Raw genomic sequence first — 22,834 nt, 5'->3', positions numbered from 1 at the left:
CATCATATTCGTCGTCAGAAAACAAGTATTATGCCATTATTTCAATGAGTTATCTTTTTTTGTCGTGTACAGAGAAAAGATTTATAAAATTAAAAAGAAGGAATCTATAAATATTATGCTTCATTTTTATTTTAGTTATACGGTAAAGAAGCCGTATAACTATAGTTAGATCAACTTTGGACCACTCATGGATACATCAACTTGGATTGCCACACTCTCATTTTTAGTCGCTTTATTGGCAGCCATCTATGCGAGATGGGCTTCATTTGAAGCCAAGAGATCTAACGATCTTGCATTTCACACAAATAAAATTGAAATTTATAAAGAGTTTCTCGTACTTAAGTATGCAATCCTCCAGCGAGAGGAAAATATTAGCTACGAAGATACAAAGAAATTCTACTTCTCCCACCTTTACTCTGAGTTTTTCTTCTCTGAGCAAACCCATAACAAAATCAAACAGTATTTTGACACCTGCTTTGATATTGCGGGAAAACCGATCGATGCCTCAAGGCTTGATGAGTTAAAGAAAAAAGAAAAAAGAAAAAGAACTGGTTGCCGAAGTTGAGCAAATGATAAAGAGATAACTTAAAATAGCTGTTAAGCGCCGAAATTGGCTGGTCTAACTAATGCTTCAAACCGTTCGCTTTACTCTCTGGGACGGGCTAAAGCCCGCCCCTTAACCAAACGTTATGTGTAGAGAGATCTCCTTATTGAACACGAATGAATTCTTTTCCAAGCTATTTCGGTGGCAGAAAGGTCGACAGAATACTGGTTACGACAAGATGCTTGTTGGTGATGGGCTATGGCCATATCCATTCGATGTCTACATACTAAGATTTCGCGAGGGCCAAGAAATACCTCCTCACGTAGACAAGGTAGATCGGGGCGAACATTATCGGCTTAATATAGTTCTGAAGGCGGCGGCGAGTTCATTTGTAGATCACCAATATTTGAAAATAGGCGCATCAAATATTTTAGATCTGACATTTCGGAGCACGCAGTAAGTAGGGTTTTAAAAGGTGGTCGGTACATTCTAAGTATTGGTTGGGTGAAAGACACATAACTTAGCGTTACATCTTTGTGTACAATTTGGTATCGATGCTCCGCAAAGATTTCTGGATTAGCAGCGACAGTCTTTTGGATATTTTTCTGCCCAAAATACAAGAAGCCCCATCATCCTGACGGGGCTTCTTCATATTCAGTTTATGTCGTTGATATCCTATTAACGACCACGTCCTATGTGTTTTATTATTCTCAATGAGACTTCCTGTCTCTCTATGATTGATAGATTAAAGCTAAAGTTGATGGCAGTATATTGGTTAAAGACGCTGATTATTGTAGGTTTAAGCTGACATCTATCTCACATGATATTTTTGTAGCTTTTCAATGATAGCTTTGAGTGTCTTAATTTCAAATTCATTTGCCTCAAAAGTTTCTGTTTGGTTTCGTTTAAAAATATCTCGGATTTCAAGAACCGCATTAGAATCAACTAGCCCAAGTTGTGTACCTACCTGACGGATTTGATCAATTGAACGTGAGCCATTGGTTGAACCATATCCAATATAAGCAGCAGATTTGCCTTGCCATTCTTTACCGAGATAGTCCAAGGCATTCTTGAGTGCTGGACTGTAGCCATGATTATATTCAGGGCTAATCAAGATAAATGCCTGTGCCTGCGCAATTTTATCTGCCCACTGCTGTTGTTTAGGTTGATCATAAATACCAGAAGCTGGAGGATGAGCACCTGCAAATAAAGGTAAGTCCCACTCTTTAAGATCGATGATTTCGGTTTGAATATCTTTTAATGCGAGTTCAGTGGTTGCTTGTAGTACCCAATTGGCCACTTTAATTGCCGTGCGGCCTTCGCGAACACTACCAACAATAATATAAATGAGCATATTGAAATTCCTGTGTTATTGCTTTGATTTTAAAAATGAATACTTTTAATGATCTTATACTTTTCTTTAGCGTAAAAAAAAGCTCTCATTTGAGAGCTTTTTTGTTACATCAATTTGATGCCTTGCTGACCAGCCGGGGTGACTCTGAAAATTTCTACTTCAAAGGTAATATTTTTACCAGCAAGAGGATGGTTAAAATCAATTTCTGTAGTGTCATCATTGACGGATTTTACGATACCGAACAAGGTCGCTTTGGCTTTGTCTTCAAATTCTATCATATGACCAACGATCGGACGTTGCTCAAACTTTACAGTATCGAAGATTTGGATATTTTCAGGATTCCAAGGACCAAACGCATCTTCAGGGGGTAAATGCACAGTACGACGGTCGCCTGCACGTAAACCAAATAATGCTTTTTCAAATCCTGGGAGTAGGTTGCCATCACCAATGACTAGACTAACAGGCTCTTCACGACCACGGGTATTATCAATTTCAACACCATTTTCGATCGATACTGAAAAATGTAAATCAACTTTTGAACCATCTTCAATCCGAATTTCTTCGTTTGGTTGGATAATTTCAGACATTTTTTGTTTCCGCATTTTGGATACGTTTCTTTTCAAGGAAGAAAGTATCAATAAGTAGCAGGATTGTTCCTAAGGTAATCGCACTATCTGCAATATTAAAAGCAGGGAAGTGACTGTCTTGATAATAGACATGAATAAAGTCAACGACATAACCCAATGAGACGCGGTCTATAAGGTTGCCTATAGCACCACCGAGAATTAATGCAATTGCCATCGGAAGGATGATCATTTTTTTTGGCATTTTCATTAACCAAAAAATAAAGATAATCGAGACAAAGCCTGCTAAAGAAGTAAAAAAGTAACGTTGCCAGCCACCAGCATCAGAAAGAAAACTGAATGCAGCACCATAGTTATGCAGTAATGTCCAATTCAGGAAAGGTAATACAGGAACAGGATCGGCATAGTTTAAGTGTGTACTTGCAATCCATTTTGTCCATTGATCTAACACAATGGCAAGGACTGAAAGTCCAAGCCACATGAGATTATGAGGATAAAACTGGAACAAGCCTTTTTTTGCTTGTGTATTAGGCATACTTTCTCACTTCGCCACTACCAGTGACATTGACGATACAACGAGCGCATAAACCAGCATGACCAACGTGGGTATTCACGTCTGGCAATACATGCCAGCAACGTACACATTTTTCACCATCAGCCGCAGAAACTTTGACACGTAATCCTGTTAAGTCAGTGCTTTCACCTTGTTCAGCATACGGGTAAACGATGACTTGAGACGTGATCAAGACGAAACGTAATTCATCAGCCAACTGATTTAATAATGTTTGTAATGCTTCATCTGCCCAAAGTTCAACTTTTGCAGATAAGTTACTACCAACGAGTTTAGCGTTACGTGCTGCTTCAATCTGTTTATTTACTGCTGATTTTACGCTAATCAATGTTTGCCAATCTGCTTCTGAAAGCAAGTTTGCTGTTGATGCAGTTGGGATGTCATACCATTCAGCAGTAAATACATATTTCTCAGTTTGCTCTGGGATCAATGGCCAAGCTTCTTGAGCTGTAAAGCTCAGGATTGGTGACATCCAGCGTACAAAAGCTTGTACTAAATGATACAACGCAGTTTGTGCTGAACGGCGAGCTTGTGAATCCGCTTTGGTGGTGTACTGACGATCTTTAATGATGTCGAGATAGAAACCACCTAAGTCATTGATACAGAAATTGGTCAATGCGTTAGTTACAATGTGGAAGTTCATCTCTTCATAGGCTTGCTGAATGGTTTTTTGTACTTCAGCCGCGCGTTGCAAGATGTATTGGTCTAATGCGATCAATTCGTTTACAGGTAAAGCATCTGTTGATGGCTTGAAACCATTTAAGTTTGCCAACAAGAAACGTAACGTGTTACGGATACGACGATAACCATCAGACGCACGGCTAAAGATTTCTTTACCAGCTGTCATTTCATATCGATAGTCAGCCGAAGCAATCCAGAAACGTAAACCATCTGCACCCATATCTTTGATGATGTCTTGTGGGGTGATGATGTTGCCTAATGACTTAGACATTTTACGACCTTTCTCATCCACGACGAAACCGTGAGTGAGTAGACCTTTATACGGTGCACGTTCATTAATCGCAATTGAAGTTAACAATGACGATTGGAACCAGCCACGATGTTGGTCTGAACCTTCAAGATATAAGTCTGCTGGATCTTGTAATTCTTCACGTTCACGTAATACTGCGTAATGTGTAGTACCAGAGTCAAACCAAACGTCTAAGGTATCGCGTACTGCATTATATTGTTCAGCATCCGCACCAATAAAATCGCTTGCATCACGGTTATACCAACCATCAATCCCTTCTTGTTCGATCAGTTGAGCGACTTCTTCGATCAATTCAGGCGTACGAGGATGCAAAGCATTGGTATCTTTGTGTACAAAGAATGGGATTGGTACACCCCAAGTCCGTTGACGTGAGATACACCAGTCAGGGCGTCCTTCAATCATCGATTGAATACGATTTTTACCCCAATCTGGGACAAACTCGATGTCATTTTCAATCGCATTCAAGGCTGTCTGACGTAAACCTTTAGCATCCATGCTGATAAACCATTGTGGTGTTGCACGGAAGATAATCGGTGTTTTATGACGCCAGCAATGTGGATAGCTGTGTTTGATTGGCTGATGTGCCCATAGACGACCGACAGCACCCAAAGCTTCGATAATTTTTGGATTGGCTTTGTAGATGTGCTCACCCGCAAAAATCGGTGCAGTTGGTAAATATACGCCATTACCACCGACAGGATTATCGACTTTTAAGTTGTACTGTAAGCCAACTTTATAGTCGTCCACACCGTGTCCAGGAGCGGTATGTACTGCACCTGTACCGCTGGTTGCGATAACGTGTTCACCTAAAATAACAGGCACTTGGCGATCAGTAATCAGAGGATGTTGTAATAAGACATTCTCGATTGCTGAACCTTTAAAATCAGCCAATACAACTGGATTTTCGAGCTTGTAACGTTCGATTGCTGATTCAACTAGATCTTTGGCAAGAATGAAGTTTTGTGAGCCTCGTTCAGTGCTTACTTGTACCAGTTGGTAGTCAATGTCGGCATGTACTGCAACAGCTTGGTTGGCAGGTAAAGTCCACGGTGTAGTTGTCCAAATGACAATATCAGTCACATCTTGAACATCAATACTTAGACGTGCGCTTAAATCTTTAAGATCAATGACGGTGAAACCGACATCAATTGCATCAGATTTTTTATCTTCATATTCAACTTCTGCTTCTGCAAGTGCTGAACCGCAGTCCAAACACCAGTTCACAGGCTTCAAACCTGGTTCAATATGACCCGCTTTAGCAATCGCACCCAAAGAGCGTACGATGTCAGCTTCTTGTTTAAAGTTCATGGTGAGGTATGGATTATCCCAGTCACCAAACACACCCATACGCACGAAGTCTTTTTTCTGTAACTCGACTTGTGTGTAAGCATATTCACGGCAGGCTTTGCGGAAGGTAGATGCGTCGACCTTGACACCAACCTTACCCACTTTCTCTTCTACTTTAAGCTCAATCGGTAATCCGTGACAGTCCCAACCAGGAACATAGGGTGCATCAAAGCCATCCATCACGCGGCTTTTGATGATGATGTCTTTTAGAACTTTATTGACTGCATGACCTAAGTGGATTTGACCATTGGCATATGGAGGGCCGTCATGAAGTACATATTTTTTCTTGCCAATACGCGATGCGCGAATCTGCTGATAAATGTTGTCGGCATACCACTCTTCTAACCATTTAGCTTCACGCACAGCCAAATTTGCTTTCATCGCAAATTCAGTATCAGGCAAATTGAGTGTGGCTTTATAATCCACTGCATTTTCAGGAGTTTGCTTATCGCTCATGCAAGTTTTCTTCCAGTTTTATCAGTCTAAACTGACATGTTCTACAAAAATGAAATTTAAAATTTAAAAAGGAAATTCTGGTGTGCGCTTACGATAGTCTCGTAGTTTTTGCACATCATCATCAATCCCAGCTTTGAGTGCTTCAAGCGAAGGGTAATTCAGTTCGCCATGTAAATAGTGAAGAAAAGTTACCCGCATCAATAGGCCATACAGATTAGCAGAAACATCAGGGAAATGTACCTCTAATCGCCATTCTGGCTGGTCTTGTTTGATAGCTGGGCGTGTCCCGACATGACCTGCACCAAACAAACTGTCAGTTTGATAGCCTGTTATCCCGTTGAGGGTAGGATCTGAATGTTTTACTTTTGCATTTAATGATGCATTTTCACAGACCACATCCACCGCATAAATCCCGTTTAAACAAGGTTTGTGACGGTTTAAACGCACATTAATGGTTGGAAAATCAAGGGTGCGACCAATCTGATCTCCATATTGCACTCGGCCTGTGATGCTATAAGGACGGCCCAAGAGTTTGGCTGCTAATGCCAGATCACCTTCTTGTAGAACCTGACGAATACGGGTTGAACTGACACGTTCACCATTTAAAGCGACGGTATTTAAATTGGTCACGTCAAAGCCATAATCGCGTAAAAATTCGCTGTTGCCTTGGCGGTCTTTGCCAAAATGAAAATCATCGCCTAGCACCAAGCTTTCTGCATTGAGTTTTAATTTGAGTAGGTCGGCAAATTCAGTGGCATTTAAGCTTCTAAAATATTGATCAAACTTCGCAACTGCAATGTAATCAACACCGAGTTCAGTTAAATATTCTACTTTTTCTCTGAGCGAGCTAATACGTGGTGGTGCGTCATAACCTTTAAAAAATTCAAGCGGTTGTGGCTCAAAAATCATCACCAATGTTTTTAAGCCTTTGGCATCTGCCAATGTTTTGAGTTGGGCAATCATCGCTTGATGACCAAGATGGACACCATCAAAATTGCCAATCGTTACCGCAGTCGGCGGTAACTGAAAATCTGGCGATAATGCGTTGAGACGAAGCAACTTCATGGGCGTTAAATACAGTGATTTTGCAAAGGCTATATATTGCCATATTCTCAGCGTTTCGTCTTGTTGTTGTGTTTTTCATCAGTAAAAAATTCGGAGAAAGGCTTTTTAGGGTGATTGCTTAGCCCGCTTTATTCTGGTGGATAATTCGCTACACTACGCATTTTAAATTGTTGGATGATCACGATGCAGTCTGATATTGCTTTAATTATGGCATTGCCGAATGAATCAAAGGGTCTGTTTGAGCAGGCAGGCATTCAGGTTCACTATAGTGGCATTGGCAAAATTAATGCAGCATTCAAGGCATTTGAGGTGATTCAAAAGACGGGATGCAAAACGCTGATCAATTTAGGCAGTGCAGGTAGTTCACATTTTGACGCTCACAGTTTGGTTGAAGTGATTACTTTTGTACAACGGGACATGGATGTGTCACCGCTGGGTTTTGCCGTGGGCGTGACCCCAATGGATGAGCACATTCCTGCCGAAATCCATGTTCAGCCGCATTTTGAACATTTACCTAAAGGGATCTGTGGTACAGGTGACTCTTTTGAAACAGGACAACCAAAAGTATCCTGTAATCTGGTGGACATGGAAGCCTATGCCCTCGCCAAAGTGTGCCAGAAGCTTGGGGTGCGTTTGATTTCAGTCAAATATATTACCGATGGTGCCAATGATACGGCTCATTTAGATTGGGAAGAGAATCTGCTACTTGGCGCACAAAAATTATTGGCGTTGTATCAGGCGCATTTTTAAATAAAAAAGCCTATCTGCTGAGATAGGCCTGATCAATGCTTTCTGGTTTTAACGTGGCAACACACCATACAACATCATATGCACAGTGTGCTCAACCGTACGTTGAAACATACTACGGTTACGCAAAGTTTTACCTGTGACCATTTCCATTTGCGTCGAAAAATCAGCATAGTTTTGGGTGATTGCCCAGATATTGAGAATCAACAATTCAGGGTCAATCTCTGCCGACAATTTACCTTGCTCTTGCCAAGTTTGAATCACCTTGGTTTTACGCTTAAACAGTTTTTTTAATGGCCCTTTTAAGATCGGTAAAATATGCGGCGCACCTTGAATAATCTCAAGGGCAAATAAACGTGAGGCTTTCGGTTGATCACGCGAGCTTTCAATTTTTTGAATTAAATAGTGAGTGAGGGCTTCAGTTGGCTCAAGCTCAGACTCTAGCGTTTGCAAGGGTGCAAGCCACTTTTGTAATACCGTGGTGAGCACTTCAACATAAAGAGACTCTTTATTTTCATAATAATAGAAAATATTGGATTTATGCATATTTGCGAGCTGGGCAATCTCATCCAGACTAGCTCCACTGAATCCATAGACGGAAAAAACATCGAGGGCAGCATTCAGCAGTTGATTGCGCTTTTGTGTACTTTTTTTCTGTTCCATCTGCGAGCTTGATTCAAAAAATGTCATTGACATTGTAAGATAAATTGTCCGATTTGTGCACAATAACACAGTTTTTTTGTCGAAAAATACGCAGTTCCAAGATGAATTGAAGCGATCTAATTGATAATACTTGAAATCTAAAAAATGAATTACATATTTTGTAAACAATTCAGTGTTAAATGCTGATGAATAAGCTCATTTTTTGATGCATATCCAGTGGAATTTATGATCATGGTGCGGTTTTAAGTTGCTAAAACCGCATCTAACACTTGTTGTTCCAACTGCGCAAATGCAATAGTTTTCTTACGTGGTCGTGGTAAATTCACTTGAAATTGATGTGCAATATGTCCTTGATCTAGCAAAATAATTCGATCTGCCAATTGTACCGCTTCACTCACATCGTGTGTGACCAAAATTGCAGTAAAACCTTGTTCTTTCCAAAGGCGTTCAATCAAGCTTTGCATTTCTAAACGTGTGAGAGCATCTAGCGCCCCTAAGGGTTCATCCAGTAATAAAATACGTGGTGCATGAGAAAGTGCTCTGGCTAATGCGGCACGTTGACGTTGACCTCCAGAGAGTTGAGTTGGCCACTGTGTGGATTTGTCTTTTAAGCCTACTTTTTCTAATAAATTTTCAGCAAGTAGGTGTTGATCTTTTGGTAAACCTAATTGTACGTTGTGTAAAATATTTTTCCACGGAAGTAGGCGTGGATCTTGAAACATAACGCGAATATCATCGTTTGTGATGCCTTCACGAAAGTTTCTTGCGGACTGAAATTTAATCTCGCCATAGCTTGGTTTTTCAAGTTGGGCGATTAAGCGGAGTAGGGTGCTTTTACCACAACCACTGCGACCTACTATGGCGACAAATTCACCTGCTTGAATATTTAAGTCTAAGTCTTCAAGCACTTTGACTTCACCATAAAACTTATACAGTTGTTCAATCAGAATATTTGCACCATTGCTATTGTTTGCAGTATTCGATGCTTCAGATTCACCAATGGGTTGAATCAAGGGATTTTCATAGAAATTTAAATTTAGATTACTCATATAGTTGACCTTTTTATTTTTGATAGCCTGCATGCCAACGTAATAAATATCGTTCTAGTGCTCGTGCCAATACATCCGCTAATTTTCCAAGTATGGCGTAAAGTAAAATACCGACCAAAACGATATCGGTTTGCAAGAACTCACGTGCATTCATGGTCATATAGCCGATACCTGCTTGAGCGGAAATCGTTTCGGCCACGATGAGCAATACCCAAACCAAACCTAAAGCAAAGCGTAGTCCCACTAAAATAGAAGGCATTGCTCCGGGTAGAATGATCTCTTTATACAATTGCCAGCGATTGAGTCCGTAACTTTTACCCATTTCAACCAACTGAGGATCTACCGAGCGAATTCCATGATAGGTATTGATGTAGATTGGGAAAAATACACCTACTGCGACTAAAAAGAGCTTGGCTGTTTCATCAATACCAAACCACAAAATTACTAGCGGAATGAGTGCTAGCGCAGGGATATTGCGGATCATTTGCAATGTGGTATCAAGTAAGGTCGATGCAATGCGTGATGAACCATTAAGTAGTCCTAAAAGCAGTCCGAGACTACCGCCGACCAACAAACCAAGCAGGGCACGACCTGCGCTGACTTTGACATGATGCCAAAGTTCACCACTGATCAGTAAGTGCCAAAAAGCACTCACTACAGCAGTTGGAGCAGGTAATACACGGCTTTGTAATAGACCTGAACTTGAAGCAGCTTGCCAAATCAGTAGCAATAAAACGGGAAACAACCACGGCAAGAGACCTTTGCCTATTTTTTGTGTTCCACGTGAAACATTATTTAGAAATGGTGTTGTACTCATGCCTCCTCCTGAACCAACGCTTTTGGTGTTTTGACCTCAGGCACATAGTTATTGGCAATGATTTCACCAAAAGGACCTGTGAGATGTGGTTGTGTCAGTTTCTCACGAGTTTTGAGTGGCAGAAGTGGAAATACTAATTCAGCAAAGCGGATCGATTCTTCCAAATGTGGATAGCCAGAGAAAATAAAGGTATCAATACCCAAGTCAGCATATTCTTGAATACGTGCAGCAACAGTTTTTGGATCGCCGACTAAAGCTGTACCTGCACCGCCACGAACTAAACCGATACCTGCCCATAAGTTTGGTGAGACTTCTAATTGATCTTTGCGTCCGCCGTGTAAAGCCGCCATGCGTTGCTGCCCGACCGAGTCCATTTGTGCAAATTTTTTCTGCGCTGCTGCAATAGTCTCATCATCTAAATATTGAATGAGTTCATCGGCGGCAGCCCAAGCTTGTTCATTGGTTTCACGAACAATCACGTGCAATCGGATACCATAATTTAGAGTACGTCCTTTGGCTGCTGCTTGAGCACGTAAATGATTAATTTTTTCTTCTACCGCGGCAGGTGGTTCACCCCAAGTTAAATAAGTATCAACCTGTTCAGCGGCGAGTTCAGTTGCTTCTGTTGATGATCCACCAAACCATAAGGGAGGATAGGGCTTTTGCACAGGTGGATAAAGTAATTTTGCTTCATCGACACTGAGTCGTTCGCCATGAAAAGTAAAAGATTCGCCTGTATGGGAACGAGTCAGAATCTCACGCCAAATTTTGACATATTCAGAGGCAGTCTGATAACGAGTACTGTGATCTTCATATAGACCATCGCCCTTGAGTTCCTGCTCGTCACCGCCTGTTACAAGATTGAGCAAAATACGACCATTGGATAGGCGATCAAAGGTAGCAGCCATACGCGCCGCCAATGCGGGGGTCGTAATTCCGGGACGTAGTGCCACCAAAAACTTTAATTCTTTGGTTGCATCAATGAGGCTGGCTGCTGTGATCCATGGATCTTCGCAGGAACGACCTGTTGGAATCAATACGCCAGCATAACCCAGGTTATCGACAGCAACGGCGATTTGTTTCATATAAGCATGATCGACCTGACGTGCGCCCTTGCTGGTGCCTAAGTAACGGCTGTCACCATGAGTGGGGATGAACCAGAAAATATTCATGTCGATATTCCTTATGAAGAATGAGATCATGTGAATGAGACAGATTGCATCGTGTTTTAGATTGCAATCTGCATGGGGGATAAAGCACTTTGATTGATCACAATCAAAACTAATGAGAAATTAACTAAAGTAGACTCTCAATTATTGAACTTGGTTTTTTAATACAGCATCTGCAATGACCAATTGCTTTGGAATTAATTTTTGAGCAAAAAAGGCATCAGCTACGTACTGCTGTTCTTTTGCAACTTTTTCAGAAATTGGCTGAACACCAAAACCCATACGAGAAATTGAAGTTTTTAAAACATCGAGTTCAAGGGCGGTTGGTTTTTCGAGTAATTTTGCAGCATCATCAGGATGGGTCTTTACCCAATCTGTAGTTTGATTCAATGTTGTCACCAGTGTTTTTAGAACTTCGGGATGTCCTTCCGCAAACTTACGATCAGCTAAATAGAATTGATGATTGCTGACCAAATGCTCGCCGTTTGCGATCACACGTGCATGGATTTGATGCTCTGCTGCTGCGAAGAATGGATCCCATATCACCCAAGCATCGACTGCGCCTTTTTCAAATGCTGCGCGAGCATCAGATGGTGGTAAATAAACAGGCTGAATATCATTTAAAGTTAAATTATTGGCTTCTAGTAATTTCAATAAAAGATAATGAACGTTTGAGCCTTTGTTCAATGCAATACGTTTACCTTTCAGGTCTTGTACAGATTGTATTGGTGAATCTTTTTGAACGATTAAGGCTTCTGCAGTAGGTGCTGGTGGCTGATTTGCAACATAGACCAAGTTAGGATTTGCTGCTTGAGCAAAGATCGGAGGCGCTTCACCGGCCTCGCCAAATACGACACTACCTACATTTAAGCCTTCTAAAAGTTGGGGGCCGGCTGGAAATTCAACCCATTTTACATTGACACCCTGAGCAGCAAGATTCTTTTCTAATTCACCTTTTGCTTTGACAATCGGCAAAATGCCATACTTTTGAAAGCCGATATTTAATGTGGTGGTTTCTTGTTTTGGTGTTGCATGCTGCTCAGGTTTTTTTGCACAACCTGCAACGCCCATTACGCCAGCAATAGTTGCTGCGATGATGGTTGAAGTTGCCCATGAGCGATTGATAAAAATAGCCATGTTGATTGTGCTCCCCAGAAAATTACAAGATCTAAATAAGTTGAGCAATTAAGCTAAAACTTTTTTTAATGCATAAAAAATAAATAATTGGGCTTTGCTTATGATGAAAAGTGCAAAATAGAAAAATAGATAATGTTATTGAAAAGATGAATAAGCATTGAAATTTAATTAATACTTAAGTTTCTGTTTTATATTTTTATTTTTAAAAATTCAGTGCGCTTATTTTTCTAATGAGCTGAATAAAAATAAAAATGAAAGAAGTCAAAAGATATCTTTATCAGAAATAAAGATATCTTCAGGTCAAATATAATTAGAACAAAACTTTTTTGAAGACTAAGGAATTACGCTGATAATTGTACAGCGCTTGTCGAGCATTCGGTAAATCATCAACACTTGCTGGGCTGAAACCCTGCTCTAAAAACCAATGTGCGGTACGGGTTGTGAGAACAAACAGTTGTTGAATACCTTGTTGTTTCGCTTTGGTTTCCAAAAATTGCAAAATTTGGCTACCACGGTTCGATTTACGATAACTCGAATCGACAGCGACACAGGCAATTTCAGCAGATTTAATTTCACCTGATTCAGCAGGAATAGGATAGAGCGCTGCACAGGCTAAGATCATGCCATCTCGTTCAATCACCGCGAACTGTTCTATTTCACTTTCAAGACGTTCACGTGAACGATAGACTAAAATACCTTCCTGTTCGAGTGGACGTAATAGGTTGATTAAACCGCCAACATCATGAATATTGGCAATGCGTACTTCTTCATAGTGGGCATCTGTGATTAAAGTGCCAATCCCGTCGCGTGTAAATAGTTCTTCAATCAAAGCACCATCATAAGTATATGAAATGAGGTGAACACGGTGCACCCCAGATAATGAAGCTTGTTGAGCTTGTTTGAGGTGTAAGGCGAATTCTGGATATTGTGTTTGGTATTGTTGAATATAAGGTTCAAGTTGATACGAGCTTAATTCACGTAATAATTGTTGTTGCTCGTTCATTAATCCTTGTTTTTCACCTAAGAAAATCAATTTATCGGCTTGTAATGCAGTTGCTGTTTTGGTCGCGACTTCTTCCGCCAATAAGTTAAATACTTCTCCAGTGGTTGAATAACCTGTAGGCCCTAGTAACACAATATTATGATTATCTAAGTGACGTTGAATCGCATCGGTATCAATTGAACGGACTTCACCTGTGAGCTGAAAATCAACTCCATCCCGAATGCCATAGGGTTTAGCCGTTACAAAGTTACCCGAAACGACATCAATGCGGGCACCATACATGGGTGAATTTGCTAAGCCCATTGATAGAAGAGCTTCAATTTCTAAACGAATCGATCCAACTGCATTCATGATACTACGTAGTGATGCACGAGTTGTCACACGACGACTTTGATGAAAAGGCGTTTCAATTTGGCTTTCACGTAGATTTTGATTGATTTGTGGGCGTGCGCCATGCACCAAAATCAAACGAATCCCTAAAGAATGCAATAGGGCAATATCATGAATAATATGCTGAAAGTTTTGGTGTAAGACGGCCTCACCACCAAACATAAGCACAAAAGTTTTATCACGATGGGCATTAATATATGGTGCTGAGTGGCGAAACCAATGCACATAATCTTGCGTTGTGCTATGTGAAGTTTCAGTCATTTGGTTCGCCATGTTCATCTCAGATATACATCAATTTATCTGATTCTAACGAAAAAAATAAAAAGATAAATCTATTCATAAAACAACGCTTCAACTTTGTACAGTCATCGTCCGAGAATATGTTTAGAACCCCATGATTCGGATAATACTATTATCATCAGAGTTGACTAAAATAAAATCATTATTGATTTTATACCATTGCTCATTACGACCAGGGCGTGGGAGATTATTATATTTATAATCAACTTTGTAGCCGTTTCCGCGATAATGCTGTGGCATGACGTAACCTGCTTGCCAGCGATGTTGTTTTAAACGCTCAACACCACGTTCTTCACGCATACGACGTTCACGCATACGGTTTTCATCATCTGGACGATCAAAGTTACGACCTTGCCAGCCACCACCGCGTGAGTCATCATCACGATCAAAATGTGGACCTGCAAAACTACCCATACTACTCAATAGGGTTGTTGAACCTAAAACCAAGATAATGAAAAATTTTTTCATGATGCACCTTATGGACTTCGGATGTCTCTCATGTGAAAACTGTACCTTAAAAATGCAGAGAAACTGTGAAGATCAATTCATTATTCCATTAAAAAGATGGAGATCCTTAAGCAATTTCTCTAGAAAAGTATCATCGAAGCCCGTATTTAATATTGTTTAAATTTATTATATTCAATTGGTTAAGATTGAGCATCAATACTTTGCCCATTCATATCTAAACTATCATCACCCATCAAATAAAGATATGCAGGCATAATGCTATCTGGCGTTGGAAGGATTTTTGGATCTTCTTCTGGGTAAGCCTTCGCACGCATCGCTGTACGGGTACCGCCTGGATTAATGCAGTTAAAACGAATATTCGGATAGGTGTTTTCTGCTGCAAAAATCTTACTCATTGCTTCGGTTGCAACTTTAGAAACAGAGTATGCTCCCCATAAAGCACGAGCTTCACGACCTACACTCGAACTGGTAAATACCACTGAAGCATGTTCAGATTTTTCAAGCAGTGGTAATAATGCTTGAGTTAACGCGAAAGGTGCACGTAAATTTACGGCCATGACATCGTCCCAAACATCAACAGGGTAATCCGCTAGTTCAACTCGATCACCTAACATGCCCGCATTATGTAAAATTCCATCCAAGTGACCAAATTGTTGCTCAAGCGTATCGACAAGAAGCTCATAGTCATGACTGGATGCAGTTGAAAGCTGTAATGGCAATATTGCAGGCTGTGGTGCACCTAAACCTTCAATTTCATCATAAATGACTTCAAGTTTATTCAGGCTACGTCCATGCAAAACCACAGTTGCACCATGAAGGGCATAACTAAGAGCAGCAGCTCGACCAATTCCATCACCTGCGCCCGTGATGAGAATGATACGATCTTTGAGTAGATCTGGACGAGGTTGATATTCTGAATATTTCATTGTTATGCCTCCTAGTTCTTATGTTGAATGTTTAGCTCATCATACCCTGATTTTCTGATAAAGCAGAGATTTTCTGTTTGAGCAGTTGATGTAACTCAGTCACAGTTTGGATAATTGCATCTGCTTGCCAAGCGTTCAGATCATCACGAGATTCTATTGGTAAATACCCGTAAGCCGCCAAAATCGTGTACATCTCCGCATTACGTCCTGCATCAATATCACGTGGGTGATCCCCCACATAGATAATGTCTTTGGCATCCAGATTCAACTGTTTCGCCGCTAGATACATCGGTTCAGGATCGGGTTTGGTATGTGTAACATCTTCAGGACAAACCAAAACTGCACAGCGTTCGGTTAAATTTAATTCAGCCAATAATGATTCACTTAAACCACGTGGTTTATTGGTGACAATTCCCCAAGGAATCTGGTTTGCCTCAAGTTCTTCGAGCAGAGGATACATCCCAACAAATAAATCCGTATCCACCACAATATTGTCACCGTATACATCTAAAAAGCGCTGGCGATGGGCGAGAAAGATGGGATCGGTCACATCCAATTCTGGATACACCAATTTGACCATTGCCCGTGCGCCTTCAGACACTTGAGTGCGAATGGTTGCTGCATCAACAACAGGACGTTGTTCATCACGGCACATTTGTTGAATGATGCGAATAAAATCTGCAGCAGTATCGATCAAAGTACCATCAAGATCAAATAAAACGGCTTTCATTAGGCACCTGTATTTGTGGTATGAACCATATAGTTCACATCGACATTCGGTGCTAACCAATAATGCTTAGTGATAGGGTTGTAATGTAAGCCTGTCATTTCTTTTAGACTCAAGCCTGCATTACGAATATCATGCGCCATTTCTGAAGGGCGGATAAATTTATGATAATCATGCGTACCTTTGGGTAACAAACGTAGGACATATTCTGCGCCAATAATGGCGAATAAATAGGATTTTGGATTGCGATTAATGGTCGAAAAGAAGACGTGTCCACCTGGTTTAACCAGTGTTTGACAGGCTTTGACAATTGAGGCTGGATCAGGAACGTGCTCCATCATTTCCATACAGGTCACTACGTCATATTGTCCTGCTTGTTGTTGCGCCAACTCCTCAACTGGGATTTGACGATATTCAATATTTTGCACATTGTCTTGCTGTGCATGTAAACGTCCTACAGCCAGCGGTGCTTCACCCATGTCGATCCCTAAAACATCAGCGCCACGACGAGCCATACTTTCTGCCAAAATACCGCCACCACAGCCAACATCAAGCACTTTCTTACCTGCTAAGCCACCAACACGTTCGTCAATCCAATTTAAACGTAAAGGATTGATTTGATGAAGTGGGCGGAACTCAGAATGTTGATCCCACCATTTAGCAGCCAATGCTTCAAATTTTGCGATTTCTTGTGGGTCAACATTCAATTGTGACATGGAAATACCTCTATATTAGGATGATTATTTCGGTTTAATCTGTTGTTAGTGTAGCGCTTCTTGAAAAAAAAGCGATAAATCCAATAAAAAACTTCACACAAGCAAAACGAATTAGTCGTGTTTGATTTATATTTAGCATATAAACTTACGAAAAATGCTTAGAGGAAAAGCAAACTCAATGAAAAAGTTAGTATTAGGTGGTTTAAGTGCAGCTGTAATGGCATTTTCGATGAATGCAATGGCTGCTGATTTTGTTGCTGGTAAAGACTATACCGTGGTTGCCAATCCGGGTAAAACAGCTGCGCCAGCGGGAAAAATTGAAGTACGTGAATTCTTTTGGTACGGTTGCCCGCACTGCTTTAAGCTTGAACCACATATGCAAACGTGGTTAAAGAAGATTCCAAGCGATGTATATTTCCTCCGTACGCCAGCAGCGATGAATAAAGTATGGGAGCAGGGTGCTCGAGGTTACTATGTGTCTGAGGCACTAGGTGTACGTAAGAAAACCCATATTCCATTGTTCCATGCCATCCATGACGGCGGACAACAAATTTTTGATCAAGCATCACAAGCAAAATTCTTTGCTCGTTATGGCGTGCCTGAACAGAAATTTAACAGTATGTTTAACTCTTTCCCAATCACTGCAAAAGTGGCTGAGTCAAATAAATTGGCACAGCAATATCAACTTACGGGCGTACCTGCCGTTGTTGTAAACGGTAAGTATGTTGTGCAAGGTGAAGATGGCAAAGTGACACAAGTTGTTGATTACTTATTAGAAAAAGAACGCAAAGCGAAATAGTTCATACTATGAGCAATAAAAAAGGACTGCAGTGGCAGTCCTTTTTATTTAGTTTTGATCGATTTGTAAATCTTTTAAATCGATTTGAACTTTTTGTGTCGGTAAAGACAGAGCTTGGTTTACATACAGGTTAATCAGCTTCTCACGAGAACCAATTGAACGCTGGTAATAGCTTGAATTCAAGAGCAAAGCTGCGCCGTAAGTCAGAGACCAAATATAAGAAAGATAATCACGAATCGACATATCATAATTCTGTGATTTTAAATATTTTTCAGTCATATCTTTGAGCGAAATAATACGCTGTTGGCGGATCGCATAAAGCTCATCGAACAGATGTTTGAGCTTGGACTCGGTCATCGTCAGATGTTCTTCTAACTGATGCAGTAAAATCGTACGACTCGGTGAGGTTAAATGGTAAAGCATATAGCGAGGCGCATATTCTTTGACATCAGTGTTATATTTTTCTGAAATCTTTAGGATTTCTTTTTCATTTTGAATAATCAGTTCCAACAGTAATTCATTTTTACTGCGGAAATGTTTATATAAAGTACCTTTAGCAATATCTAGCTCGGCAACCAGTTCATCCAAGGTCATTTCTTGGTTGTTTTCTAGTAAAAGTTTTTCTGCAACCTGCAAAATTTTTTCTTTACGAATTAAGAACTGAGTATGACGATCAGGATTCATGATGCTTATAGGCTCCTCATAGTGTTCTAAACGGCATTTGCATTAGTGTGTTATTAATCATAACGCTAAGCAATGCTTTTATATATCAAACTTTAGCTTTGATAAGATCAGGCGTTTTGTGGTTCCCAGTTCGAGATACCTCGGAAAAGTAAGCGGACTTGGGTCGCTGCATTGTCAATAAATAAGTTTTGTTGTTCTAACAAACGATCAATTGGAAATTGTTTCGGTAAGTTGATCCACGTCATTGCCCATGTAAATGACATATTAATCAGAATCGTTGATAACACTTGTAAATCTTTGGCTTCTTGAATGTGTTTAAAGGTCTCGAGTTTGCATAAATCGATTGCGAGATCTTCAATCAAAAATTCAATCTCACGTGCAATCGCAATACGAACAGTTTCGGAGCCGCCCCAACGTTCTGCAATCATAAATTGCCATTGCTGAGGGCTATGATTGACAGCCTGTACAAACAGTTCAATGCTTGTCCGTGTTTTAGCAGATCCGCTATGTTTTAAATAGCTTTGCCCCAATTGATGAATCAAGCTTTTTAAATGCAAAGACACTTGGTCAACCAGTTCTTGCCCTAATGCCTCCATATCTTGGAAATGACGATAAAATGCCGTTGGGACTAAGCCAACTTCACGTGCAACTTCACGCAAACTAATACTACTAAATGAACGCCCAGAAGTACTGAGGTGGAGCGCTGCATCAAGTAAAGCCTGACGACTCTGTTGTTTTCGTTCATCTCTAATCGACATGAATAAGATCCATTAAAACCATACGGTAGAGTCTAGCAAAAAAAACATCATTTTTTTAGCCCTAATCCAGAGCTAAATCAGACACATTTTCAATTAGACAAAGAAATATCAGCAATCGCTTTTGGCGTGGTGAAGCCTAAGAATAATTATTTTATTAATATTTCTAATTACTTATAAAAAAGCATAAAAAAATTTCAAAAAATAGTGAACAAGTGTTGACTGAGTGAACACAAATAAATATAGTGTACATATGTTCACTACATGAACATACGTTCACTCAAGATAAATAGCCAGATACAAAACGAGGAACTTATGAGCGCACAGTTAAATTATCAGCCACATTGGGTTAGAGAAGATTTTGTTGATTTTGTTTTGCAAAAAATAAAGCCAACGTTTGCTTGGAAACGTATTCTTGCAGAAGTTACCGCTGTACAGTCGTTAAGCTCAGATATGGTTTTACTCACCATAAAACCAAACCACAACTTTGATTTCATTGAAGTTGAAGCAGGTAAAAGTGTTTTGATCACGCTAATGATCAATGGGGTTTATCACCAACGTAGCTATTCAATTGTCGATATGACTAAAAATGGTGAAATTCGATTAGGCATTAAGGTTCAAGGTTTAGTGTCAAAAGCAGCACAACAATTGCGTGTAGGGGATCGTTTTGAAATCTCTCAAGCACAAGGCGATTTTGTGCTACATCAAGGACAACAGTCTGCACTTTTGATTGCTTCTGGTTCTGGGATTACTGCAATTTACTCATTGTTAAAACAGGCAGTTGCTCAAAAGCTTAAAGAAATTCATGTCGTGTATTTTAACCGTGCTGAAGTGTTCCATCAGGAAATATTGGCTTTAGCAGAACAATATCCACAACTGAAATATCACTTTTTTAATACAGCACAGCAAAAGCAGCATTTAGATACCGCTTTATTAGAAAAGTTAGTTCCGAATTTTAAAGAATTACAGGCATATGCTTGTGGTCATCACAGCATGATGCGCCAAGCACAAGAGATTTATGCTCAACATGATGCGGTAGGAAATTTTCATCAAGAATTTTTCCAACCTGTACAAATTGAGCAGTCTAACGAAGCTCAACCGATTACTTTCCGTCGTGCACAACAGAATTTTATTGCAACGACCAATCTATTAAGTAGTGCGGAGCAAGCAGGTTTACGCCCACAGCATGGTTGTCGTATGGGGGTATGTAATCGCTGTAGCTGTACTAAAGTTAGTGGTGTAACACAGAACGTGATTACGGGTGAGATTGATGATCAGCCTAATCGTGCGATCAAGTTATGTGTAAGCCAAGCCCTTAGCCCAGTCACGATTGACCTATAAAAACAAATATTGAGGATAATTGAAATGAATATGGCATTAGAATTTAAAGCAGCATCAAAGTCAGCACATTTAACGCCAGAGCAAGTTGAAGCATTTGGTCGCCGTGTCGAAGAGATTCGTTTGGCTGTTATGCAGAATTTAGGCGAAGAAGATTCAAAATATATCTATAAAGTCCGTAATTTTGTGCGTTATACCGAGATTGCATCTCGTGGCATGTTGATGTTCGGTGGTTGGATTCCACCTGTATGGTTATTAGGTACAGCAATGTTAGGCGTATCTAAGATCGTCGAAAACATGGAACTTGGACACAATGTCATGCATGGTCAGTTTGACTGGTTGAATGACCCAAGTTTACGTGGTGAAGATTATGACTGGGACAATACCTGTTCAGGCAATGACTGGCGTTTTACCCATAACTATATGCACCATACTTATACCAATATTGTGGGCAAAGACCATGATGTGGGCTATGGCATCTTACGTGTCACGGAAGATCAAAAATGGGAAGTTCGTCATTTGGCCAATATTCCATTGGCATTACAGTTAATGTTCTTTTTCCAATGGTATGTGGGCGTACAAAACCTACATTTAGAAGATGCTTTGGTCTACAAAACTAAAACATGGAAACAAGTGTGGGCAGATGCAGCCGAGTTTCGTAAAAAAGCGACTCGCCAAGTCCTCAAAGATTATGTGTTTTTCCCTGCGATTGCGACCATTAACTTTATCCCAGTATTGGCAGGCAATGCTGTAGCCAATGTGATTCGTAACTTATGGTCTTCGGCAGTGATTTTTAATGGTCATTTTACTGAAGATGCAGAAACCTTTGAAGCCGATAATACTGAGAACGAAAGCAAGGCTGAATGGTACTTGCGTCAGATCCGTGGTTCGAGCAACTTCACAGGTGGTAAGTGGATGCACTTTATGAGTGGTAACTTAAGCCATCAGATTGAGCACCATTTGTTCCCAGATATGCCAGCCAATCGTTATGAGCAAGTGGCACCACAGATCAGAGCTTTATGTGCTGAATATGGCGTGAACTATAACGAAGCGAATTTCATGAAGCAATTTTGGACAGTTTGGGTACGTTTAGCAAAATGTTCATTGCCAAATGATATGTCGGCACAATTGGCGCAAGGTTGGACTAATTTAAAAGCGAGATTTAAATTTGCTTAAAGGATTGCTTATTCGTGGAATTGTAACGAATAAGTAAAACTGAAAGCACGTGTAATTGAGCTATACTATGGCGCAATCATATTTGTGCCATAGTTTTAAGGAATCGTTATGCGTATTGACCAAAGAGCATTAGACCAATTACGTGAAGTAAAAATCACACGTAACTATACCCGTTACGCAGAAGGTTCAGTTTTGGTTGAGTTTGGTCATACCAAAGTGTTGTGTACAGCAAGTATTGATAACTCAGTTCCACGTTTCTTGAAAGGTCAAGGGCAAGGTTGGGTGACTGCTGAATACGGTATGTTGCCACGTTCGACGCATACACGTAGTGACCGTGAGGCAGCGCGCGGTAAGCAAACAGGACGTACCCAAGAAATCCAACGTCTCATTGGTCGTAGTCTTCGTGCCATGGTGGATTTGAAGAAGTTGGGTGAGAACACGATTACGATTGACTGTGATGTCATTCAAGCAGATGGCGGTACGCGTACAGCAGCCATTACAGGCGCAGCGGTGGCTTTAGTTGATGCCATGAATGTGTTACTGAGCAATAAAAAGATTAAACAAGACCCATTAAAAGGTCTCGTAGCAGCAATCTCAGTAGGAATGTACCAAGACGAAGTCTTACTCGATTTGTGTTACGAAGAAGATTCAAATTGCCAAACGGATTTAAACGTGGTGATGACGCAGGCGGGCGAATTTATTGAGATTCAGGGAACGGCGGAAGAGAAACCCTTCACTCGCCAGCAGTCTAATGCCATGTTAGAGCTTGCAGAAAAAGGAATCGCAGAATTGATTCAGAAGCAACAGCAGGCACTCGGTTGGTAATCTCCAGTTGATAGTGCGGGCGGTCTGGTATGTTTAGACCGCCTTTTTTTTATTGATCAATTTAGATGCTAATGAAGCATAAACCTATAAATACTCAGGAAAATGAGTACAACCCAAGTCAAAAGTCCAACCATAGCATATCAACACGAACTTGTTGCCAAGGGCTGTAACAGCAAGTAACGAAATGAACAGGTCAATTTATTTCTCAACATAAAATCAAACAATCTTTGCAG

At 40.4% G+C, this 22,834-nt stretch carries 23 protein-coding genes; 6 read left to right on the top strand and 17 right to left on the bottom strand.

Going from position 1 to position 22,834, the window contains the following annotated elements; genetic code table 11:
- Positions 1-187: 187 nt before the first annotated feature.
- On the top strand, positions 188-565 hold the full coding sequence (locus tag CDG56_RS06640; protein ID WP_087547337.1) for a hypothetical protein: 378 nt from the start codon (positions 188-190) through the stop codon (positions 563-565).
- A gap of 790 nt (positions 566-1,355) precedes the next feature.
- Here the strand turns inward: CDG56_RS06640 and CDG56_RS06630 are convergent.
- The 5 genes from CDG56_RS06630 to ribF form a co-directional block, all read right to left on the bottom strand.
- On the bottom strand, positions 1,356-1,898 hold the full coding sequence (locus CDG56_RS06630) for an NADPH-dependent FMN reductase (RefSeq protein ID WP_087547336.1): 543 nt from the start codon (positions 1,896-1,898) through the stop codon (positions 1,356-1,358).
- Between the two features lie 104 nt (positions 1,899-2,002).
- The gene (locus tag CDG56_RS06625) at positions 2,003-2,485 is read right to left on the bottom strand and encodes an FKBP-type peptidyl-prolyl cis-trans isomerase (protein ID WP_087544412.1); all 483 of its coding nucleotides are present in this window, start codon (positions 2,483-2,485) and stop codon (positions 2,003-2,005) included.
- Positions 2,478-3,017, bottom strand: a complete 540-nt coding sequence (lspA, locus tag CDG56_RS06620) for a signal peptidase II (RefSeq protein ID WP_004907358.1) — start codon at positions 3,015-3,017, stop codon at positions 2,478-2,480. Before lspA ends, CDG56_RS06625 begins: the two co-directional genes overlap by 8 nt.
- Positions 3,010-5,847 (bottom strand): isoleucine--tRNA ligase, encoded by a 2,838-nt coding sequence (ileS, locus tag CDG56_RS06615; RefSeq protein WP_087547335.1) that lies wholly within the window; start codon positions 5,845-5,847, stop codon positions 3,010-3,012. The genes lspA and ileS overlap by 8 nt, the downstream gene beginning before the upstream one ends.
- A gap of 63 nt (positions 5,848-5,910) precedes the next feature.
- On the bottom strand, positions 5,911-6,912 hold the full coding sequence (gene ribF / locus CDG56_RS06610) for a riboflavin biosynthesis protein RibF (protein ID WP_087547334.1): 1,002 nt from the start codon (positions 6,910-6,912) through the stop codon (positions 5,911-5,913).
- 183 nt (positions 6,913-7,095) lie between these two features.
- Here ribF and CDG56_RS06605 point away from each other — a divergent pair, with 183 nt between their 5' ends.
- Positions 7,096-7,662 carry a 5'-nucleosidase gene (locus CDG56_RS06605; RefSeq protein ID WP_087547333.1) on the top strand — a complete coding sequence of 189 codons (567 nt, stop codon included), beginning with the start codon at positions 7,096-7,098 and terminating at the stop codon, positions 7,660-7,662.
- Between the two features lie 48 nt (positions 7,663-7,710).
- Here CDG56_RS06605 and CDG56_RS06600 read toward each other — a convergent pair whose 3' ends face one another.
- The 10 genes from CDG56_RS06600 to ubiG form a co-directional block, all read right to left on the bottom strand.
- Positions 7,711-8,322 (bottom strand): TetR/AcrR family transcriptional regulator, encoded by a 612-nt coding sequence (locus CDG56_RS06600; RefSeq protein ID WP_004907340.1) that lies wholly within the window; start codon positions 8,320-8,322, stop codon positions 7,711-7,713.
- Positions 8,323-8,564: 242 nt separating this feature from the next.
- Positions 8,565-9,371 carry an ATP-binding cassette domain-containing protein gene (locus CDG56_RS06595; protein ID WP_087547339.1) on the bottom strand — a complete coding sequence of 269 codons (807 nt, stop codon included), beginning with the start codon at positions 9,369-9,371 and terminating at the stop codon, positions 8,565-8,567.
- Positions 9,372-9,384: 13 nt separating this feature from the next.
- Positions 9,385-10,188, bottom strand: coding sequence for an aliphatic sulfonate ABC transporter permease SsuC (gene ssuC / locus CDG56_RS06590; protein WP_087547332.1), 804 nt, complete (start codon positions 10,186-10,188; stop codon positions 9,385-9,387).
- Positions 10,185-11,360 (bottom strand): FMNH2-dependent alkanesulfonate monooxygenase, encoded by a 1,176-nt coding sequence (gene ssuD, locus CDG56_RS06585; RefSeq protein WP_087547331.1) that lies wholly within the window; start codon positions 11,358-11,360, stop codon positions 10,185-10,187. The genes ssuC and ssuD overlap by 4 nt, the downstream gene beginning before the upstream one ends.
- Before the next feature lie 141 nt (positions 11,361-11,501).
- Positions 11,502-12,494 carry a sulfonate ABC transporter substrate-binding protein gene (locus tag CDG56_RS06580; RefSeq protein WP_087547330.1) on the bottom strand — a complete coding sequence of 331 codons (993 nt, stop codon included), beginning with the start codon at positions 12,492-12,494 and terminating at the stop codon, positions 11,502-11,504.
- Positions 12,495-12,804: 310 nt separating this feature from the next.
- The gene (gene argA / locus CDG56_RS06575; protein ID WP_087544563.1) at positions 12,805-14,160 is read right to left on the bottom strand and encodes an amino-acid N-acetyltransferase; all 1,356 of its coding nucleotides are present in this window, start codon (positions 14,158-14,160) and stop codon (positions 12,805-12,807) included.
- Between the two features lie 111 nt (positions 14,161-14,271).
- The gene (locus CDG56_RS06570; protein ID WP_087536667.1) at positions 14,272-14,655 is read right to left on the bottom strand and encodes an RcnB family protein; all 384 of its coding nucleotides are present in this window, start codon (positions 14,653-14,655) and stop codon (positions 14,272-14,274) included.
- Between the two features lie 179 nt (positions 14,656-14,834).
- Positions 14,835-15,581: a YciK family oxidoreductase gene (locus tag CDG56_RS06565; RefSeq protein WP_087547329.1), complete on the bottom strand. Its 747-nt coding sequence runs from the start codon at positions 15,579-15,581 to the stop codon at positions 14,835-14,837.
- Positions 15,582-15,612: 31 nt separating this feature from the next.
- On the bottom strand, positions 15,613-16,311 hold the full coding sequence (locus CDG56_RS06560) for an HAD family hydrolase (protein WP_005163613.1): 699 nt from the start codon (positions 16,309-16,311) through the stop codon (positions 15,613-15,615).
- Positions 16,311-17,024, bottom strand: a complete 714-nt coding sequence (gene ubiG, locus CDG56_RS06555) for a bifunctional 2-polyprenyl-6-hydroxyphenol methylase/3-demethylubiquinol 3-O-methyltransferase UbiG (RefSeq protein ID WP_005163612.1) — start codon at positions 17,022-17,024, stop codon at positions 16,311-16,313. Before ubiG ends, CDG56_RS06560 begins: the two co-directional genes overlap by 1 nt.
- A 178-nt stretch (positions 17,025-17,202) precedes the next feature.
- Here ubiG and CDG56_RS06550 point away from each other — a divergent pair, with 178 nt between their 5' ends.
- On the top strand, positions 17,203-17,823 hold the full coding sequence (locus CDG56_RS06550) for a thiol:disulfide interchange protein DsbA/DsbL (protein ID WP_005163611.1): 621 nt from the start codon (positions 17,203-17,205) through the stop codon (positions 17,821-17,823).
- Between the two features lie 48 nt (positions 17,824-17,871).
- Here the strand turns inward: CDG56_RS06550 and CDG56_RS06545 are convergent, their stop codons facing one another.
- Positions 17,872-18,507, bottom strand: coding sequence for a TetR/AcrR family transcriptional regulator (locus tag CDG56_RS06545; RefSeq protein ID WP_004665358.1), 636 nt, complete (start codon positions 18,505-18,507; stop codon positions 17,872-17,874).
- A 107-nt stretch (positions 18,508-18,614) separates the two neighbouring features.
- Entirely contained in the window at positions 18,615-19,265 is a 651-nt protein-coding gene (locus CDG56_RS06540; protein WP_087547328.1) for a TetR family transcriptional regulator, read from the bottom strand.
- A 312-nt stretch (positions 19,266-19,577) separates the two neighbouring features.
- Between CDG56_RS06540 and CDG56_RS06535 the strand changes: the two genes are divergently transcribed.
- From CDG56_RS06535 to rph, 3 genes are all read left to right on the top strand, one after another.
- The gene (locus tag CDG56_RS06535) at positions 19,578-20,603 is read left to right on the top strand and encodes a ferredoxin reductase (protein ID WP_087547327.1); all 1,026 of its coding nucleotides are present in this window, start codon (positions 19,578-19,580) and stop codon (positions 20,601-20,603) included.
- Between the two features lie 30 nt (positions 20,604-20,633).
- On the top strand, positions 20,634-21,776 hold the full coding sequence (locus tag CDG56_RS06530) for a fatty acid desaturase family protein (protein WP_171295004.1): 1,143 nt from the start codon (positions 20,634-20,636) through the stop codon (positions 21,774-21,776).
- Positions 21,777-21,884: 108 nt separating this feature from the next.
- Positions 21,885-22,601, top strand: a complete 717-nt coding sequence (rph, locus tag CDG56_RS06525; RefSeq protein ID WP_004665354.1) for a ribonuclease PH — start codon at positions 21,885-21,887, stop codon at positions 22,599-22,601.
- The last annotated feature ends 233 nt before the right edge of the window (positions 22,602-22,834 follow it).

The organism is Acinetobacter sp. WCHA39 (assembly GCF_002165385.1).
Taxonomy (GTDB): domain Bacteria; phylum Pseudomonadota; class Gammaproteobacteria; order Pseudomonadales; family Moraxellaceae; genus Acinetobacter.
Note: the sequence above shows the minus strand (reverse complement) of the source record. Positions and strands in the feature narration are given on the sequence as shown.

Bases quoted from the DNA above. Each gene is read 5' to 3' on its own strand.
- CDG56_RS06565 (WP_087547329.1), bottom strand. From the start codon at position 15,581: ATGAAATATTCAGAATATCAACCTCGTCCAGATCTACTCAAAGATCGT.
- CDG56_RS06600 (WP_004907340.1), bottom strand. From the start codon at position 8,322: ATGGAACAGAAAAAAAGTACACAAAAGCGCAATCAACTGCTGAATGCT.
- CDG56_RS06625 (WP_087544412.1), bottom strand. From the start codon at position 2,485: ATGTCTGAAATTATCCAACCAAACGAAGAAATTCGGATTGAAGATGGT.
- CDG56_RS06580 (WP_087547330.1), bottom strand. From the start codon at position 12,494: ATGGCTATTTTTATCAATCGCTCATGGGCAACTTCAACCATCATCGCA.
- CDG56_RS06545 (WP_004665358.1), bottom strand. From the start codon at position 18,507: ATGAATCCTGATCGTCATACTCAGTTCTTAATTCGTAAAGAAAAAATT.
- ribF (WP_087547334.1), bottom strand. From the start codon at position 6,912: ATGAAGTTGCTTCGTCTCAACGCATTATCGCCAGATTTTCAGTTACCG.
- ubiG (WP_005163612.1), bottom strand. From the start codon at position 17,024: ATGTCACAATTGAATGTTGACCCACAAGAAATCGCAAAATTTGAAGCA.
- argA (WP_087544563.1), bottom strand. From the start codon at position 14,160: ATGGCGAACCAAATGACTGAAACTTCACATAGCACAACGCAAGATTAT.
- ssuD (WP_087547331.1), bottom strand. From the start codon at position 11,360: ATGAATATTTTCTGGTTCATCCCCACTCATGGTGACAGCCGTTACTTA.
- CDG56_RS06640 (WP_087547337.1), top strand. From the start codon at position 188: ATGGATACATCAACTTGGATTGCCACACTCTCATTTTTAGTCGCTTTA.
- CDG56_RS06630 (WP_087547336.1), bottom strand. From the start codon at position 1,898: ATGCTCATTTATATTATTGTTGGTAGTGTTCGCGAAGGCCGCACGGCA.
- CDG56_RS06560 (WP_005163613.1), bottom strand. From the start codon at position 16,311: ATGAAAGCCGTTTTATTTGATCTTGATGGTACTTTGATCGATACTGCT.
- rph (WP_004665354.1), top strand. From the start codon at position 21,885: ATGCGTATTGACCAAAGAGCATTAGACCAATTACGTGAAGTAAAAATC.
- CDG56_RS06530 (WP_171295004.1), top strand. From the start codon at position 20,634: ATGGCATTAGAATTTAAAGCAGCATCAAAGTCAGCACATTTAACGCCA.
- CDG56_RS06540 (WP_087547328.1), bottom strand. From the start codon at position 19,265: ATGTCGATTAGAGATGAACGAAAACAACAGAGTCGTCAGGCTTTACTT.
- ssuC (WP_087547332.1), bottom strand. From the start codon at position 10,188: ATGAGTACAACACCATTTCTAAATAATGTTTCACGTGGAACACAAAAA.
- CDG56_RS06595 (WP_087547339.1), bottom strand. From the start codon at position 9,371: ATGAGTAATCTAAATTTAAATTTCTATGAAAATCCCTTGATTCAACCC.
- ileS (WP_087547335.1), bottom strand. From the start codon at position 5,847: ATGAGCGATAAGCAAACTCCTGAAAATGCAGTGGATTATAAAGCCACA.
- CDG56_RS06605 (WP_087547333.1), top strand. From the start codon at position 7,096: ATGCAGTCTGATATTGCTTTAATTATGGCATTGCCGAATGAATCAAAG.
- CDG56_RS06570 (WP_087536667.1), bottom strand. From the start codon at position 14,655: ATGAAAAAATTTTTCATTATCTTGGTTTTAGGTTCAACAACCCTATTG.
- CDG56_RS06535 (WP_087547327.1), top strand. From the start codon at position 19,578: ATGAGCGCACAGTTAAATTATCAGCCACATTGGGTTAGAGAAGATTTT.
- CDG56_RS06550 (WP_005163611.1), top strand. From the start codon at position 17,203: ATGAAAAAGTTAGTATTAGGTGGTTTAAGTGCAGCTGTAATGGCATTT.
- lspA (WP_004907358.1), bottom strand. From the start codon at position 3,017: ATGCCTAATACACAAGCAAAAAAAGGCTTGTTCCAGTTTTATCCTCAT.